Source organism: Nostocoides jenkinsii Ben 74 (assembly GCF_001046875.1).
Classification (GTDB): Bacteria; Actinomycetota; Actinomycetes; order Actinomycetales; family Dermatophilaceae; genus Nostocoides_A; species Nostocoides_A jenkinsii.
Map to the genome: position 1 here is coordinate 3,748,793 of NZ_HF571038.1, position 16,905 is coordinate 3,765,697.

Here is a 16,905-nt window from a genome sequence, read left to right on the forward strand (position 1 = left end):
CGGGTCCATCACGGTCACCGCCTCGGGGAGCGCTTCGCTGGTGGCGGTCTTGAACCCGGTGAACCCGTCCATCGCAACGACCTCGATGGCGTCGCGCCACGCCTGTGGCCGGTCGGCGAGCCAGGACTTGAACGCGGCCTTGGACCGTCCTTCGACCATGTCCAACAGGCGGGCGGGGCCGGTGCCGTCGCGGATCGGGGTGAGGTCGATGACGACGGTGACGTACTTGCCGCCCTTGCGGGTGTGCCGCCAGTTGGGTCGGCCCGGGGCGCGGTGCCCGGATTGCTCGGGGTCCGTTTCCCCGGGCCGCCCGCCGAACCCGGCGTGCGATTCTCACCGCACCGGGCTCTCCACGAGTGGTTGTTGTTCAGCCAGTGGTGGCTGTCGGTGTCCATGGGGTCGGGATCTGGTAGCCGCGGTAGCGGTACCGGATGACGGGGACGCTGGCTGCGCCCTTGAACCTGATCCCATCGACGGCGAGCCGCCAGGTCCCGGGCAGGCAGAACCTGCGCCGGAGTTCTGGCCAGCCGATGCGGTGCTTCTTCCGTAGCCATGCCGTGATCCGCTCCCACGTGTAGGAGTCGATCGCGGAGAACGTGGCCTTGGACACGCCGTGTCGGAAGTAGTTGGCCCACCCTCGTAGCACCCGACCCAGGTAGTCCAGAAGGTACCCGGGGTCGTGGTGCAAGGTCGCCCTGTAGGTCATGGTCTTCACCCGGCTCTTGATCGAGGCGATCGCCTTCTTCGAGGGCTTGGTGTACACGAACCACTTGTTGCTGCCCCGTTTCCGCATCCGTTGGATGTGAAAGCCGAGGAAGTCGAAGCCGTGGTCGATGTGGACCACGCGGGTCTTCTCCGGTGACAGTCGCAACCCCATCGGGGCCAGCACGTGCGCCACCTCGTTGAGCAACTGCTCGGCGTGTTCGCGCTGCCCGGTGACCAGGATGACGAAGTCATCCGCGTACCGGACCAGACGGTAGTTCGCCTTGCCTTGTCGCTTCCGGCGCTGTCGGCAGACCTCGGTCGCCATCTGCTGGTCCCACTTCGACATGAAGTGCTCATCCAGCACCGACAACGCGATGTTCGCCAACAGCGGAGACAGGATCCCGCCCTGCGGGGTGCCGGTGTGCGTCGCCTCGCGGGTGCCGGTGGTGGTCATCACCCCGGCCTTGAGGAACGCCTTGACCAGCCCCAGCACTCGCTTGTCGCCAATCCTTGCCCGGACCCGGTCCATCAACGCGACGTGATCGATCATGTCGAAACACGCCTCGATGTCGGCCTCCACCACCCAGTGGTAAGACTTGGTGGTGAAGTGGTGGATCTCGGCAATGGCGTCCTGCGCGCGCCGGTTCGGCCGGAAACCGTACGAGCACGGCGCAAAGTCCGCCTCGAAGATCGGTTCCAACACCAGTTTCAGAGCAGCCTGCACCACCCGGTCCGTCACGGTCGGGATCCCCAACGCGCGCAGTTTCCCGCTCGCCTTGGGGATCATCACCTGACGTACCTCGACCGGGCTAAATGTCCGCGACCGTAACTGGTCACGGACATGCTGCAGGAACTCCTCGACCCCGAACCGAGAGACGATCGCAGCCACCGTGGCCCGATCGATCCCGGCCGTCCGTGCCCCGACGTTGCCCGCGACGCGTTGCCACGCCACGACCAGGAACGCCGGATCACAGACCAGGTTGTACAGGTCGTCAAACCGGCGACCGGGATCCCCGGCCGCCCAACAATGCAGCTTGGCCTGCATCCTCCGTACCGTCACCTGCGCCCAGTCATGCTCGGGCCAGATCACGGCGCCGGTATTCACCAGCGCATCTTCGGACATCACAGTTCCTCCTTGCTTCCTCTCGCTGCCGCCCTTCCCCATGCGACCGGCTCTCCCGGCCTCGGAGTACTACGGCGGCTCCGCCCCACCTGCGACCTTCAGCCGGCAACGGGCCTATCCCCTTCAAGAAGAGGAACAGTCACAGGTGGTTCCCACGTTCACTGTTGTTCGGTCAACGGGCGAGGTGCCCGGCTTTGCCCCTGCGGTCTCGTCGTGGCTACTCCGCAGGCCTTCACCACGACCTGCCAGGCCCGGCACATGTCACCGTCCTGACAGTTCCCCGCCCCCGACACCCGCCTGGCTGGCAGGCGCGGAGGAAGGTACGCACCGCACACCAGCCCAGATCCACCGGGTTCGAGCTGGTCGACGATGAAGAGGTCTTACGACACCGGTTCCTTGCGTACACCTTCCCGTCTTGCTCACCAGGCACGGCCCGTCCGGTAGTGCCGAACCGTCCTGACTTTGTCGCGGCTGCTCCCACCCTCCCCGGCGTTCCCCGGTTCAGGCTGCCGCCAGCTTCACCCAGCCGCTGCGACGGCCAAGCGATGTAGGTCTCTCACCTCCATTCGAAACAACAGCGCCTCGTGGCGCACCACGTGTTCGTCCACCCCGACAACAGCGACGCCGTCGAACCGGGCCGGGTCAGCGATCAGGACCCGTTTCCCCTCGGCCAGGACGGCGTCGTTGGCGGTGTTCCACGCGACCCCGAGCGCCTCGGCGACCCGAGCGACGGTCAGGTGCTGGACGACCAGGCCGGTCAAGGCCCACGCCAACCCGGCCCGGGAGACCTTCGCGCGAGCGTCGGCGGCCTTGCTCGTGTCCTGGCGCCACACGTGAGCGCAGCCGCCGCACCGGTAGCGGCGGACCGTCACCGACAGCGTGGTGGGTCGCCACCCGAACGGTTCGTGCGCCAACTCCCGGACCACGCTGTCCCGGGCCGTGCCCTCGCAACCGCAGCGTCGACACCATCGGTCATCCTCGACAACACGGCACGCCAGCACCGCCCGATCGGGTTCGACCCGTTGACCGGTCACCACCAGCCCGAGCCCATCGAGGCGGGCGAACGTCGTCAGGTCAGGGCAAGCGAAGGTAGCGTCAACCACGTCGAGGTCCTCCGGATGGGCAGTGTCAGAACTTCCATCCTCAGGGGGCCTCGACCCCTACCCAGCGACCGACGCGCCGCCCAGCCCTACACCCTTATCTGTGATGAGCCACTTTGAGACACGACCCACTGCAGGCGCTTGATGCTGAGACGTTGTCCACTGCGGATTCTGAGACAGAACAGACCGAGGAAGCTGCTCACGCGATCCCGCTGAGCTGAGACGCCTACGGACTCGATGTCAATGAGTCATCGGAAGTCGAGTTCGTTCGCCTGCGTCAACCTCCCGCACAAGTCTCCCGCACGGGTCAACGCCACGTACACGACGCAATGCTCTTCCTCTGCGTCCGTTAACCCGGACATGAGTGCAGACTCGTGAGCCCGTGTCAGAGCTACCCCCACACGAGGCCATTCGCGGCCCTTGGCCTGGTGCACAGTTATTCCTGGGATTAGTTCACTTTGGGCAAGCCGCAGACGAAGGTGCTCGACCTCCCGTACCCGTTGCGCCTCAGCCTTCGTTTGGAGCCGGCTTGGGCGCGACTTTGGACTCACCCTTTCTGCAGCATCTCGCACCCGCTCGAGGGCATCGACAGCAGGCATGCCTGCGACGAGATCGCTGAGGATGGGGCGGAAGTGCTCGGACAGAACCTCCTCGATGCCTTCCGCGACCATGCCGAGATGCACCAGCGCGGACTGCCTTCCGAAGGACTTCTGTCCCAGCCTTGTGCGGGTGACCTCGTCCAAGAGCAGGTTCAGTGCAGCGTCGATGCGGTTCCCCACAGTGCGGAACGCGAGCGGAAGCACGTTCTCGCCGACAGACCATAAGTCCGTCCAGTTCCTCGCAAGCGCCACATCGACGGCCGCGCTCGCCACCGTCGGCAAGGTCACGCTCTCCCCCGCTCTCAACGCCCGAGCAAGCTCTATGGTCTGGGCCGTGGAAAATCGGAAGGACTGCAATTGCTCGAATTGCCTGAATGGGTACCTGTCGAGGAGGCAACTTCCGACCTTCTCAGGCGTGGCGCCGCGCCAGTCGTAGAGCGCTTGCCAAGGGTCGCCCACAAGCGTGAGGCTGGCCGTCTTCGTGTCGGCGACGCACATGCAGGCGAAGATATCTAGTTCGTCGGCATCGTAGATCTCATCCACAAGCACGTGCCTGTAGTTCGCGGCGAGCCAGCCGACGACAGCATCACGAGCTCCAGGAACCCACTCAAAGACTGTTCTGAGCACCCGGCGGACGTCGTCGTGGCTGGCGATTCCTTCACTGAGCAAGCTCAGGTGGGGATCCTTATTTCCGAATCCGAACGCGGGCTTGCTGATGCGTTCCGAGAGGCTGGTTATGAGGCCGTCCTCGCCACAACCGGCGTATCGCCGGTAGCTCCCAGCACTGAGCCACCTGTAGTTACTATCGGCGCCTCGGAAATCATCGAGGACGTCGACGCGGCGGTGTCCCCCGGGCCAGGTCACGAAGCCACTGTCGAGCAGGTGGTGCAGCACGCGCACATGGAAATCGTCGAAGGTTGTCACGAGATTAGGAAGTTCCGCCGTGCGTTGACCCCACCGGGCAACGATGCGCGATCGCATTTCACCCACAGCTGAGCGAGTGAAACTAAGGCCGAGGACTCCTCGACGACCATCGGGGTCGCGATGATGTAGATAGCCGAAGCGTGCCGCAGACACTGTGGTCTTCCCCGAGCCGGGTCCCGAAATGATGTTGACTAGCGTCGCGTCAGTGGCGGCCGCTAGTACCTGCTCGTCAGTCAGGCGAACCGCCATCAGTTCTCGCTGCCACCTTCGCCCTGGACCGGCTCCTCCTGCGCAGGGACCGGCTCCGCCACCGAGGCAGACTGTTCGGCCGACGCCGCTCCAGGCGTTGGATTATGTCCTTCCCACAGCCAGTCGAAAAGATCCTGCAGCTGGTCTGGCACCACGACGGCTTCCGTGTTCTCGTCGGCCAAAGCGGCTAGCTCGAACGCAAACTCGCCCTTGAACTTCCTGTTGGAGTGCTTGCCGAAGAAGGCATCGACGTTCGCGAGGGTAGGGCTATCGCCAAGGTCCTTCCCAATGCGTTCCATGGCCGTCGTCACCAAGCCCTCGTTCCCGGGAACAAGGGTCGGTTCCAACGTCGGCCGGGACCAAAACCAGCGCACGTGGTCGGAGGTGTCAAACCGTTGGTGCCACTGCGGGGGAATCGGCTCTGGCATAGGGTCCCTCGGTTGCTCAGGGCGTTTGTCTGTATCTGACAGAACCGCGACCTGCGCAGCGAGCTCGTGTCCGGGCTCTGCAAGCAGATGCACAGGCCACTCGCCGATTCGGTTACCGATCGGCACGACAGCCAAGGCGTCGATGAAGGCCAACCGCGCGCCGTCGCCGGCAGCCCATGCCCGTCCGAAGGCCCGTAGAAGTGCGGCCTCCGTGATCCCCTCGACCAGGACCAGCCGTTCGGCGAACAGCGCCCCCGACCGGCTCGCGTCCATGTGCAGCTCCGCCATCCGGCGAACCTTCTTGCCCAGAACCGGGTCCCACGGGATATTGGCGATGAGTCGAGAGACGACACCGTTGGTGACGTCCCGTCGCACTATGACCATCTCATTAGGCTTTGCAGCAGCGACCATGTCGCCAGCGTGGGTTGACACGATCACCTGTAGGTCAGGGCGCTCAGCTACGGTCGACCGCAAGTATCGGACGAGGCCGTACTGAAGTTGCGGATGTAGATGCGCTTCCGGCTCTTCGATGAGGAGCGTGGCGTGGAACACCGACGGGTAGAACGAGTCCTGTTCCTCCGCAGCCGCAGCCTCGGCCTCGTCGATCCGAGTCCGCGCCAACGCCGGGGTGTCCTGCACATCAACTGATTGCGGCTGACCCTGCTCGTCTTGGTCATTATCCGACGTCGCCGACGTACCGGTTCCGGGGGGCGCCGGCGCCAGTGCGGGGTCGGGCACGCCCGCTAACGTAACGGCGATGTGCAACAGGTTCACGTAGCCCAAACTCGATGCTTCGAGCCGTCGGGCGTCGGTGATGTTGGCGGTGGTTGCCAACAGCAACTCGAGAACGCGGGCGAGATACCGGTCATCGACACGCTGTGTACCGATAAACGCGTGGTGTGTCTGGACGCCAGCAGTCAGGGTTCGTAGGTTTTCAGCGATGCGGCCTTGAACTTCCCTCACCAGATTGACCGCTGTCAGGTTGTCCAGCAGATCCTGTGCTTTCGCCCGGACGTCGCGCAGCGTGCCAGTTGAATCGTCACGCTTCTGCTCCGCGCGCAGGAGTTCGACCAGAACGATCGCGTCCCGCCGTGACAACTCGTCAACCGGGTTTCGCGCCGCAGGCAAATAGACCAATCTGGTCAACTCGTGGCCGTCGATCGCCGAGTCGATCTCCGTTGCTCGAACCCGGCCAAGTGAGCGCTCCAGCGTGCGACTCCAGGCGGGCGCACCGCCGCCGATCGACGACAGGAATCTGCCGAGTGCACCCTCCTGTGCCGGGTCAGCCTCCAACTGGTACTCAATCGAGACCCTGCGCGGGGCTGGGCCGAGCACTGCGGCATCCGGCGGCTGCAGACGCGGGAACCGTTCGCGATGTGCCCAGTAGATCGCGTCGTTGATTGTGGTCTTGCCCGCACCGTTGGCGCCGACCAGCATACTGAACCTGCCAGGTAACTCCACCGTCAGCGGCGTGCCAGCAGCAGCTCGATACCCCTCGACGGTCACTCGCCGCAAGTGCACAGGAGCCTCGATTCGAACTGGGATCGAAATACTTCACGGCGGGCGCCTGAAGCCTGCCTCCACTGCACTGAGACTGTCATGGCTTGGGATGGCCGTGGTGCACCGGACCCACCGCAACACACCGATGGAAGCGGCCAGCCTGGCTCCCCGCGTCCTCCACGAAGCCTGGGGTAGCTACAACACGGGCAGCTTGTCGTCGTCGATATCAAATGGGACGGTGACGTGGACGCCCTCGTAATCGCCTGTCGGGAACTTGCCGTCACGAACGATGAGCACGTCGACCTTGGCCAGAATCGCGGTCGCGAGATGTACCGCGTCCCACGTCGTCATCCCGTGCTTGACCCGCAAGCGGCCTGCTTCGCGCGCGACTAGGGTGTTGACATCCACCAGTTCCGTGGTGGAGGACTCCAGCAGAGCCCGCACTGCCTCCCGAGCACGCGTGTGCTTGGGGTCGTCCGCTGTGTGCCCGGGCTGCACCTCGGCGAGGATTGCCGTGGACTCCACCAGGGTGATCTCCCCTCGGTCGACCGCCGCCAGCAACGTTCGCAGGCACTCGAAGTCCGGCTCACCTTTGATGACACCGATGAGGGCTGAGGCATCCAGCAGGGCACGCCCGATCTTGTCAGGCCTCCCCACGGTTAACCTCCAGGTGCTCGGTTGTAGTCATGTCACCGGTGAACTCGGGGTCAATTCCGAACAGGTCCGCCCAACGAATCTCCGGTTTGCTCAGGACGCCAATCTCCTCTGCTCTGATGTGGAATACGCGACCGTCGCCGTCCTGCTTCACCAAGCCACGCAATTCGACACCTTGGTACAAGGCCTCCTTGAGCTCGCCGCGCAGTGTCGTCTCAAAGCCGACGCGGACGATCCGCCTGTCGGGCAGCCGCAGGCTGGCTCTGTTGCCCCGAGACACGTTTAGGCCGACGAGTTGACCCCGGACAGAGCCAGGCATACGACGCTCGAATGGCTGCAGCACAGCCAACTGCTCACCCAACTCCTCCGTCAGCTGCACGCTAGACGAGGGCGAACTGTCGCCGATCAGCCGCAGCCGCGGCGGCGACCAGCCGCCCTCACTCTCAGTTGGCTGGCCGTGCTCCACGAAGCGATGAGCCACCCGAACGGCATCTGGGCTCCACTCGTCCGGAAGTCCTCCACCGCCCTGCACCGAGGCCAACGATGAGTACGCGAGCCAGAGCACCTGACCCTGTTGTGGCTCGTCCTCTGGCGGGGCGATCGTTGCTAAGGCTGAACCAGTGCGCAAGCTCGTGATCTGCCAAGCCACGGGCACATCGGACAACTCGTCCAGCAGGACGAGCAGGTCGTGGCCCAACTGGAAGAAGCGCCCCGCGTTGGCAGGTCGCCCCTCGTCCACGATGAGTTCAAGCGCGTCCACAACGCCCATCATGCCCGGCACCAATGACCTTCGCCCTCCTGTCAGTATCGGTGAGTCCGGTAGAGGGGTCCGAAAGATTCCTCAGTCCGTGGAGCAGGGCACCAGGCGCGAGAGCAGGGGCACCAGGCGCCACCTCCTTGGTAGAGGCAGTCTGGCGATTGCGCGTCCCTGAGTGCCCAAGAGCCGAAGCCGCTGATCTGGCTTCGACGGTGGAATGACGGGTGGTCCGGCGGCGTCGTCAGTTTCGCCTCCAGAGTGCGCGCGGCGATCAGTAGATCGTCCTTGACCCCGCACCTCGCGGCGAAGGCGTATCGGGTCCAGTTGCGGGACTTGTCCGGCGGGAAGCCCAGAGCTGCGCCCGCTTCCACCCAGTCCTTCGCGTCCGTGCACATGCGCACGAGAACCATCGAGACGACTGCGCGAAGGATGCGTTGGTCGGGTTTGGTTGAGTGGCGCAGGTGCTCTGGCAGCGCGCAGGGCCAGACGAGTTGGGGAACGTCGTCCACGCCCCAGCCGCGTTGGTCGAGTGCCAGCCCGTCCTGGCCGACGAGGCGTCGCTGGATCAGGGTATGGGCGCGCCCGCGCCGGCTGAGAATCTCTTCGATGACCGGCTGGAGGGCTGCGGACGGCTGGGTGATCCGGGAGAACGTGTTGGCGTTCGGCGAGCCAATACCAGCCGAGCGCAGCCAGCCCTCGAGAACATCCGCGGCCGACTCCGGTTCTTTGGCGTTCACCAGCGGCTCAACGCTCTCAAGCAGCCGGTCGACTAGGTCGGGATCACGTGGCGGGTTTGCCCATCGATGAGTTCGGCCCCAGTCGCCGGCGTCGACGGCACCGAGTCGGACGGCGATGCCAATCGCGGATTGCCATGCTCGAAGCGCCTGCAGCGAGGTTCGCTCGACGCCGGCGACAGGACTCCTCTGGCCGCTCACTAGCTCGGCCATCTGGTGGGCTCGCGCCAGACGTCTCGGATCAGCATGCCCCGTCTGCTGAGCACTGAGGTCAGCGCCGCACACGGCGCCGCCGGGGCGTGGGTGTGAACACAGACGGCCATCCGGTGCGGCCGCGACTCGAGGCGGCGCTGACCCGTGGAGGCGGTTGCCCAGTCCGGGCACTCTTCCGCAGTCGGCGCAGGAGCCCCGAAGTGCGACCCCGTGGCGCACGCACGCTGTGATCCATGGGATGCGCCAGCTCAGGCGCCACGCGCCGTCATCCTCGGCCAAACACACCGGGCAGAACGTGGACCCGGCGAGCCAGACCCATGCCGCGTGGGTCGTCGCGCGTGTGGCGGCGATCGGGCTGTCGTGGGCGAGCCCAGTGAGGTCGAGGGCCAACTGGTCGTATGAGGAGAGCTGCATGTTCTCGATCTCTGTGGGCACGAGGCCCAAGATCGGCGCGAGGCGCTGGACGTCGTACGGGGCGAGCTCGATGCCGAACCGACCGGGCCATCTGCCGCGACCATCGCGTAGCCCCAGGTGTGTGCCGAGCTCGGCGAGGGTGGTGCCATGCTGGGCAGCGCGTCGGGTGAGGTACGACGGCCAGGACTCGTTCTTGAGGGGTGCGAGGGCCAGCGGTAATCGCGTCATGCTGCGCCGTCCACGTACAGTCGCTCAAGGGCAGTTCGCAGCGTCGGTCCGAAGCGGCGATCGAAGTCCTCGATGCTCCGGTCGAGGATGCTGGGGCGAATGCGGCTGGACGTATAGGTGCATGCCCACTGGTCCACGAGCCAAGTTCTCACCATGCCCTGATGAGCGGAGGGTTCAGCATTGATGGACGCGAGGAACGCTGAAGGATCGGAGCAGCCTGCTTCTCGCGCCCGGTAGTCGACGCCGTGTTCCACGAACGCACTGACCGCGATTTGGCACTGACGCCAGAAACGCTCGGCCCGTCCTTGCTGCTCTAGCAGGACGAGTTGCTTGAAGAACTTGCTCAAGTTCCTGATGCGGCGTTCTGGCGGCATGAGTTCCATGGCGGTGTACAGGTCGCAGCCGGTAGCGCTCATCACCGTCCCCAGCGCGGCGACGGCCCTACCGTCCCGTATACGCGCGGGATAGAGCAGGTCGGAGAACTCGCTGACGAAGGTGGGTGTTGGCAACAAGTGGGGGAAGACGTTCCACTCATCCGTGAACCCGAGAGAGTGGGGTGCTCTGATGTGTCTGGTTCTCGCTTGCACCGGCCATTCAGTCAGTCCTTGCGCATCCGGATAGCCGCGGGCGAGGGCCATGCGGACCGCGCTCGTCAGATCCGCGAGAGCTGCGTCGGGGTCGTGCCCGGCTCTTCGGTGGAGTGGCTCCCAGCCGCGGCTGTTCGCTCGCCTGAGGTGACCCTCGAGGTCGACGAAGAAGGCGGCGTTGTCTGGGGACGGATTTAGACGTGACAGCACGTGGGACTGTGCCTCGACCATCTCGGGAGTCAGCGTAATCCTCCCTGGTGATTGGTCAGCTGACGTAAGCAGTTTCAGGTGCGTGAGACAGATCAGGTGCGTCTGGAGTCGCCAGGTCATGGCGCGATAGTCGGGTGCGGCATCGATGCACTGGGGACACCGTCGGTCCTCCGCGCCACTCACGATGAGGCCGACCTTCTGGGTCGGATGTTTGCTCGACCGGCGCGGGTTGTTGGGATCGAAGAGATCGAGGTCGAGGTCAGCTATGCGGATGGCGGAACCGTTGAAAGTGCTCAGGTGCATACGGTCAACTTCTCTCGGCTCCAGCCGGAACAGATCTGCGAGTTGAACCACCGCCTCGGCGGTCGCGACCGTCCCCGACCACGTCATCCGACGCCGGGTGAGCACTGTGGCGCCGGGGGCGAGAGCCAGGAGCGCTCGGGGACGAACGCCGTAGAAGTTGGCGACTCGAACGACGTAACCCCGCCACCACTCTGCCGGTAGGGGGTCGATGCGGAGGGGCAGTCGGGTGGTGGTCATCGTCCCTCCGATTCCGACTGCCCGGATCGCGTCGCCTCGAGAGCGAGGGCATCGAGATCGGTGTCGTTCCACACGGCATACGAGGCGGCCCTCTTGACCCACTCGATGGCCAACCCGGGGCGACCAAGGCTGCCCTCGTGGAGGGCATGGACGGCGCCGCGCGTGGTCAATCGGATTCGCGCAGCGTCGCTGGGGAGGATGAGGCGATCGTTGAGGCTACGCGCGAGGTACTCCCAGTCACCGATCTTCGCCGGTATCGGCGGGTCCCATCTCCCAACATCGATCCATCTGGCGCCACGGAGCCGGACTTGGTCACCAGCGGCTCCATGCAGCACCCCGGATTCGCGGAAACCGGTACCGATCAGAACGATCGTCGCGGGAAGGCCGGTGATGATGCCTTTGAGGATGTCGGCGAGCAGTCGCGACTCCTTGTTCTGTCCCGCGCCGATGCCGTGGCCATCGTCGATGATGATGCCGCGGAGCCCAACCTTGGGTGCGAGTTTGCGAAGAGCTGCGAGGTAGTCGGCGGTCGTGGAGTCCCTGGGCAGGGGCGGCGGTCCCAGGAAGGTCCAGATCGCTTTGAGTAGCGAAAAGCCACGGGCCAACTTCGGTACCTCGACGTAGATCCACGGAACGCTGCGGTGATGCTTGCAGTCGTCCGGCGGGCGTCCAAGAGCGGACCAAACCCCCTTGGTCTCGCTGAATGCTGCCGACAGGGCAGCATGTGTCTTCCCGCTCAACGGCAGGCCGTCGAGGATGAGGCAGGTGGCGCTGCCATATGCCGAGTGGTCGTTCTCGAAGTGCGCTCGTCGGATGGCTTCAGCTACGGCTTTCGTGTCGCGGGTCGTGATCGTGCCAATGCGTTGGTTGTACGCGTCGACCCGTTCCCGCAGCGCGTCTGTGACGGGACCGCCCAGCTCGGGACGCGGGTTCTGGTTCATGACGAGGTGCTTCCAGTCGTCGATGTCCTGGGGCATGAGGCGCCGGTGAATGGTCAGCTCGGTCATGACGTCCCCCATCCCGACTCGTCCTCGACCAAGGAGTCGGAGAGGTCGTCGTCGAATTCGATCTCCTCGGTGTAGTCGAACTCTTCGTCGTCATCGCGGGTGTCGGGGTACTCCTGCAACGCTGGTTCGGCCGCCGGCTCTGCCTCGGGCTTGGGGAACGCGAGCGAGAGGACCTCGTCGCTGGCCTGCTCCAGGTCATGTGCGTAGGTGCGTTGGTGACCGCCTTCAATGGCGGCATACCGCCCGTCTTGGCGGTCGGTGAAGACGCCATCAATCCAACGGGTCAGGAGCGCTGCCTCCAGCCGGTGGATCTCGGTCTCCGTGAGCACGCGCCGGGTGTCCTGATCCATGTCGCGGAGGGCATGGGTGCGGACCAGCGAGCTCATCGGAGCGACGCTGCCGTTTCGGTCGATGGCGCGGGGGACCATCATCCAGTGGCGCTCGACGGGGTGGATCAAGAAGATCCGAGTCGTGTCGAGGCGGTCGTAGAAGATCGTGAGGGGACGGGCCTTGACTCCGATGCCGCGCATCACGACTGATCGCAGTTGCTGGAGCTCACTGGAGTTGTAGGTGACCGTGTGCAGGCGGATTCCCTCCGGGCTCAGCAGGCGCTCGGCGCGCTGGAGGCCCTTGAGGTAGAGCCATGGATCAGCGGGGCGGTCGAGCTCACCGAATGACGTCACGTAGTCGGCCCACACCATGGCTGGGCTCAGGGGTGTCGGAGATCCATGTGCCTCAGTGAGGTTGCGGTGCGGCTCGTTCGCGTAGACGTCGATGGCGTACTCCCAGAGCATGTCTTGGAGATCCTGCGGCTTAATGGGCACGGCGAGCTCCAGGTCGTTCGGCCGGTTCAGTACGTTCTGGCCCTTGTGGATCGGCAGGGCGCTCTCGACGTCGGCGATGACTCTGTGGATGGCTTCGACGACGCCTTTGGCGTGCCCTTGTCGTGGTGGGCAGAAGACGACGTCGATGTCGCACTCTGCTGCGAACCCCAAGGTGTGGTCGCTGGCGTTCTCCGTGCCGTGGTCGAACACCAGGGTGCTGGAATGGATCGCGGGCTTGCGGCCGATGACCTTCTGGATGGTGGTCTTCTCACCCTCTGGGTCGTCGTTGAGCGCCACGAGCTTCGGTATGCCGTGCCACATCTCCAGTTCGTAGGGGTAGCCGGCTCTGGTGACCGTCGGCCTGCCCATCTGCGCGATCAACGCGCACACGTCACGTGATGTGGCTGCGCCGACGCAGACGCGAAGCGCAACGAACCAACGGGTGTAGACGTCGATCGCGCTGAGGATGACTGCTGGCACCAAGACACCTTGGGGACCGAGGATGGCCACCGTCGTGGGGGTGGCATCGACTTGGACCAGTTCACCGGGACGACTGACGCGTTGAGCCCCGTAGACGGCGAGAGGCCGGCTGGACTCAGAACGACGAGTCTTTGCCACGTGGTGAAGCCCGCGTCCGCGAGAGACCTCCCCGACCAGGACGCCCAACTGATGGCGCGTGACCTCGTCCGCCACTGCGGCCCGATCGAGCCTGCTTCTGATGCGGACAAGCAGCTTGCGCTGGCTCTTTCGCGGCCTTTGACTCTCGGCCGCGACTTCCTCGCGGACGATCTCAACGACGGCCGGATCGAACTCATCAAGTCGTTGGGTCAGAGTCCGGCGGTTCCCGTGGATGAGGAAGTCGGGGCCCTCGCCGATACGGCCAACTTGGCGGTAGAGCGAGGCTCGGGAGGCGGCCACCTCGCCGAGGGCTTTGAGCTCGCGGCTCTTCGTGATCAGGCGCTCTGCGGAGGTGGTTGTCTTCGGGTCGTATGCCGGGTTGAGGATTCCAGCGCGGCGGTCGGCCTCCGGGTTCCCTCGCAATGATCCCGTCTCGATCTGCACCAGGTCGCGGTAGCGCTTCGAGACTGCCGCGCGCTCTTCTTCGGCCAGTTCCGCCAGCATGGGGGCTGGATGCTGCTCGAGGACATCCACGGGTGGTGCAGGCTTGCAGGTCAGTGATGCCTTGACCAGGGCCATCCACGTCACTCGCGTTCGGTGGTCACCATGGTCGACGACGACAACGACCCTGCCGTCCTCATCGCGGGTGATCCCGATGACCTTGCCCGCGTCTGGCTGCTCGTCGACCGGGTGTCCAGCACCGATGGGCCGACGGCGATGAGCAGCGGTCACATGGTGTGCAGCCACGGCGCACCCCCTCCCGTTGCCTGGAATGCGACGGTGCTGTCCAGCTCCATCACGGAGTCGAGGTTGACGTGCACGTGGCCGTGGGCGATGAGATCCCACAGGCGGACGAAGCCTTGTGGCCCTCCGCCAAGCAGGTCGCTTGCACGCTGGACGTCGATCGAGCCTGGTGTTTGGCGCAAGACGCGTGACGCGCCGACCCGGTCCTGATCGGTGTCATGGCGTCCGGCATGGAGGAAGTTGATGTTCCGCACCCGCTGGGCGGGGAGCTCGGTCCGCACCTGGTACTCCCACCCCAGGGCCTCAGCGGTCGTCGCCGTGAGCTGGAGGACTGCCTGCAATCTTGGATCGTCGAGCTTGGTCCGCGTGGTCACGTCGACCAAGAGCGCACGCCCGTCAGCGTCGCGGAGGAGGAAGTCGGGGACGTGTCCCCGGACTCCAGTCGTCATGATCCACTCCAGCCGAAAGGGCTGTGTAGCCACTTGGGTCGGTGGTCGAGTGATCAGCAGGTCGCGGAGATGGGTGAGTTCGTTGAAGCTCTCGCACCAAACCGCCCGGCACTCGTGGGCCTCGGTCGGGACGACCACCCTAGAGATGTAGTTCTTCATTCCCTTGTGAGAGGCGGGCCGGCGGACCGGCAGCAGCTGGTCCGGCACCATCGACGTCAAGGAGTTGACGTCGGCGGTCGCGACCATGGGCAGGCAGTTGGTGTCGATCGTCAGGAGTGTCGCCGTGGCGGCTGAGGCCACCTTCGCCCGCTCGGCGGCGTCGCCAGCGACGTCGACGACCTCTGCCCACTTCGCGGGATGTCCTTCGAGTGAGGGGATGAAGTTGGTCCGTCGGCCGAGTCTGTGAGGGACCGCGGAGTGGCGTTTGCGCATGAAGGGTTTCCTCTCGTCAAGAGGCTCACCGTTGACGCGGGCACGTCGGGTCGCCACAATGGCAGCAGCGAGCCCCCAAGGGGTTTCGGGTTGAATGAACTTGAGCGCGGTCCTGCCGCGTTTCGCGTCGAAGCCGGGTTGCCGCCCGGCTTTCGTCGTGTCTGGGGGATGACGGGCTCCCAGAAGTGCCCGGGTCGCGTCACATGGCCTGCTCCTTGAGGAGGATCTCCTGAAGGGCGGCTTCGCCGACTGCACTCACCGTGCGTCCTGTGTCGTCGGCGACGGCGAAGAGGCGTCGTGCCAGTTCGGGGGTGAGCCGCAACTCGACACGGACCGGGCAGTCCGTGGAGATGGCGCGAAGCCGGGGACGTCCACGCCGGGCCTTGATGGGTTGCTTGGCGACCATGTCTTCCTCCGGCACTCCAACTTCAACGAAGCTGGGGCCAGAGGGTGATAGCCCGTTGCTTGCCGGAAAGGGGTGGTCAGGCCCGTCCGGGCCACGTTCGATCTATCGGAGATCCGGTGTGGCTTACCGGTTTGTGAACATACCGGTATGTGCAGCGGTTGGGAAGGGCCTACTCGACCGGTCGGGCCAACTGCTCCTCCAACGCGGTCGCGACTGCTTCGAACTCCTCGAGCGCAGCAGTGAGGTCCTCGACGATCTCGCGCGCCAGGACATCCGGTGACGGCAAGTTGTCGAGGTCCTCGAGGGACTCGTCACGCAGCCACGTGATGTCGAGGTTGGCCTTGTCTCGCGCCGTGATCTCGTCGTAGGTGAACGGCTTCCAGCGTTCGCTCTCCTCCCGCTCACCCCGTGCGCCCGCCTTGTATGCCGCGACGAAGTCCTCGAGATCGGCTCGCCGGAGGGGGTTCTGCTTGAGGGTGAAGTGCTTATTCGTTCTGAGGTCGTAGACCCACAGCCGCTCAGTCCAGGGTTGGCCGGGGCGGGCAACCTTCTTGTCGAAGAAGAGCACGTTGGCCTTAACGCCTTGGGCATAGAAGATTCCGGTCGGCAGGCGGAGCATCGTGTGCAGGTCGAAGTCGGTGAGCAACTTCCGGCGGATCGTCTCGCCGGCGCCGCCCTCGAAGAGCACGTTGTCCGGCAGGACAACCGCGGCCCGGCCGTTGGTGTCCAGGATCGTCATGATGTGCTGGACGAAGTTGAGTTGCTTGTTGCTCGTTGTCGCGACGAAGTCCTGGCGCTCGATCTCGCGGTCCTCGCGGACCTCTCGCCCGTCGGCACCGATCATCGTCAGCGACGACTTCTTCCCGAACGGCGGGTTCGACAGCACGACGGACCAGCGCTGACCCGGGTCGGCGGTGAGCGAGTCCCGGACCTGGATGAGTGAGTCGCCGTCTGCGGAACCCATCCCGTGGAGCAGCAGGTTCATCGCTGCCAGTCGGGCGGTTCCATCGACGAGCTCGAAACCGGTGACAAAGCTGTCTCGGAGCTTGTCCCGCTGGACCGGGTTCATCGACTCGGCGCCCTGCGCGGCATGCTCACTCGCCACGAGAAGGAAGCCACCGGTGCCGCACGCGGGGTCGACGACTGTGTCGTCAACGGTGGGCTGGATGACGTCGACGATGGCCTGGATGAGAGCACGCGGAGTGAAGTACTGGCCGGCGCCGGAACCCTTGTCGGAGGCGCCCTTGCTGAGCAACTCCTCGTAGGCGTCACCCTTGATGTCTGTGCCGGTGCCGCTCCAGTTCTCCTTGTCGATGAGGTCGACGACGAGGCGCTTGAGCTTGGCCGGGTCCTGAATCCGGTTCTGCGCCTTGCGGAAGATTGTCCCGATCACTCCGGGTTGCCGGGCGAGGCCGTTGAGGATGCGGGTGTACTCGAACTCGAGCTGGTCGCCCTGCGCG

Annotated in this window: 12 protein-coding genes and 3 pseudogenes; all 15 read right to left on the reverse strand. The window is 65.0% G+C overall.

Annotation, left to right across the window (positions count from 1 at the left end):
- Window positions 1-252, reverse strand: a pseudogene (locus BN13_RS17900) (transposase); the annotation flags it as partial.
- Window positions 253-367: 115 nt separating this feature from the next.
- Window positions 368-1,828, reverse strand: a complete 1,461-nt coding sequence (gene ltrA / locus BN13_RS17905; protein WP_048548392.1) for a group II intron reverse transcriptase/maturase — start codon at window positions 1,826-1,828, stop codon at window positions 368-370.
- Between the two features lie 584 nt (window positions 1,829-2,412).
- Window positions 2,413-2,931: pseudogene (locus tag BN13_RS17910) on the reverse strand (ISL3 family transposase); the annotation flags it as partial.
- Window positions 2,932-3,176: 245 nt separating this feature from the next.
- Window positions 3,177-4,700, reverse strand: a complete 1,524-nt coding sequence (locus BN13_RS17915; protein WP_084733866.1) for a UvrD-helicase domain-containing protein — start codon at window positions 4,698-4,700, stop codon at window positions 3,177-3,179.
- A complete protein-coding gene (locus BN13_RS17920; protein WP_157038679.1) occupies window positions 4,700-6,634 on the reverse strand; it encodes an ATP-dependent nuclease in 1,935 nt (644 codons plus the stop codon). Before BN13_RS17920 ends, BN13_RS17915 begins: the two co-directional genes overlap by 1 nt.
- Window positions 6,635-6,823: 189 nt before the next feature.
- The gene (locus BN13_RS17925) at window positions 6,824-7,285 is read right to left on the reverse strand and encodes a type II toxin-antitoxin system VapC family toxin (RefSeq protein ID WP_048548569.1); all 462 of its coding nucleotides are present in this window, start codon (window positions 7,283-7,285) and stop codon (window positions 6,824-6,826) included.
- Entirely contained in the window at window positions 7,272-8,054 is a 783-nt protein-coding gene (locus BN13_RS17930) for a hypothetical protein (RefSeq protein ID WP_048548571.1), read from the reverse strand. The genes BN13_RS17925 and BN13_RS17930 overlap by 14 nt, the downstream gene beginning before the upstream one ends.
- Before the next feature lie 29 nt (window positions 8,055-8,083).
- Entirely contained in the window at window positions 8,084-8,776 is a 693-nt protein-coding gene (locus tag BN13_RS20520; RefSeq protein ID WP_235434113.1) for a hypothetical protein, read from the reverse strand.
- 420 nt (window positions 8,777-9,196) lie between these two features.
- Window positions 9,197-9,628, reverse strand: a pseudogene (locus BN13_RS21005) (TniQ family protein); the annotation flags it as partial.
- A complete protein-coding gene (locus BN13_RS17940) occupies window positions 9,625-10,965 on the reverse strand; it encodes a TniQ family protein (protein ID WP_048548574.1) in 1,341 nt (446 codons plus the stop codon). The gene BN13_RS17940 and the pseudogene BN13_RS21005, both read right to left, overlap by 4 nt.
- Complete coding sequence (locus BN13_RS17945; RefSeq protein WP_162200001.1) at window positions 10,962-11,972, reverse strand: TniB family NTP-binding protein; 1,011 nt, start codon at window positions 11,970-11,972, stop codon at window positions 10,962-10,964. The genes BN13_RS17940 and BN13_RS17945 overlap by 4 nt, the downstream gene beginning before the upstream one ends.
- Window positions 11,969-14,161 (reverse strand): hypothetical protein, encoded by a 2,193-nt coding sequence (locus BN13_RS17950; RefSeq protein ID WP_157038680.1) that lies wholly within the window; start codon window positions 14,159-14,161, stop codon window positions 11,969-11,971. Before BN13_RS17950 ends, BN13_RS17945 begins: the two co-directional genes overlap by 4 nt.
- A complete protein-coding gene (locus tag BN13_RS17955; protein WP_048548579.1) occupies window positions 14,143-15,039 on the reverse strand; it encodes a TnsA endonuclease N-terminal domain-containing protein in 897 nt (298 codons plus the stop codon). The genes BN13_RS17950 and BN13_RS17955 overlap by 19 nt, the downstream gene beginning before the upstream one ends.
- 199 nt (window positions 15,040-15,238) lie before the next feature.
- Complete coding sequence (locus BN13_RS17960) at window positions 15,239-15,460, reverse strand: hypothetical protein (RefSeq protein ID WP_048548582.1); 222 nt, start codon at window positions 15,458-15,460, stop codon at window positions 15,239-15,241.
- A 154-nt stretch (window positions 15,461-15,614) separates the two neighbouring features.
- Window positions 15,615-16,905: HsdM family class I SAM-dependent methyltransferase (locus BN13_RS17965; protein ID WP_048548584.1), on the reverse strand; the 1,291-nt coding region annotated here is incomplete at its 5' end.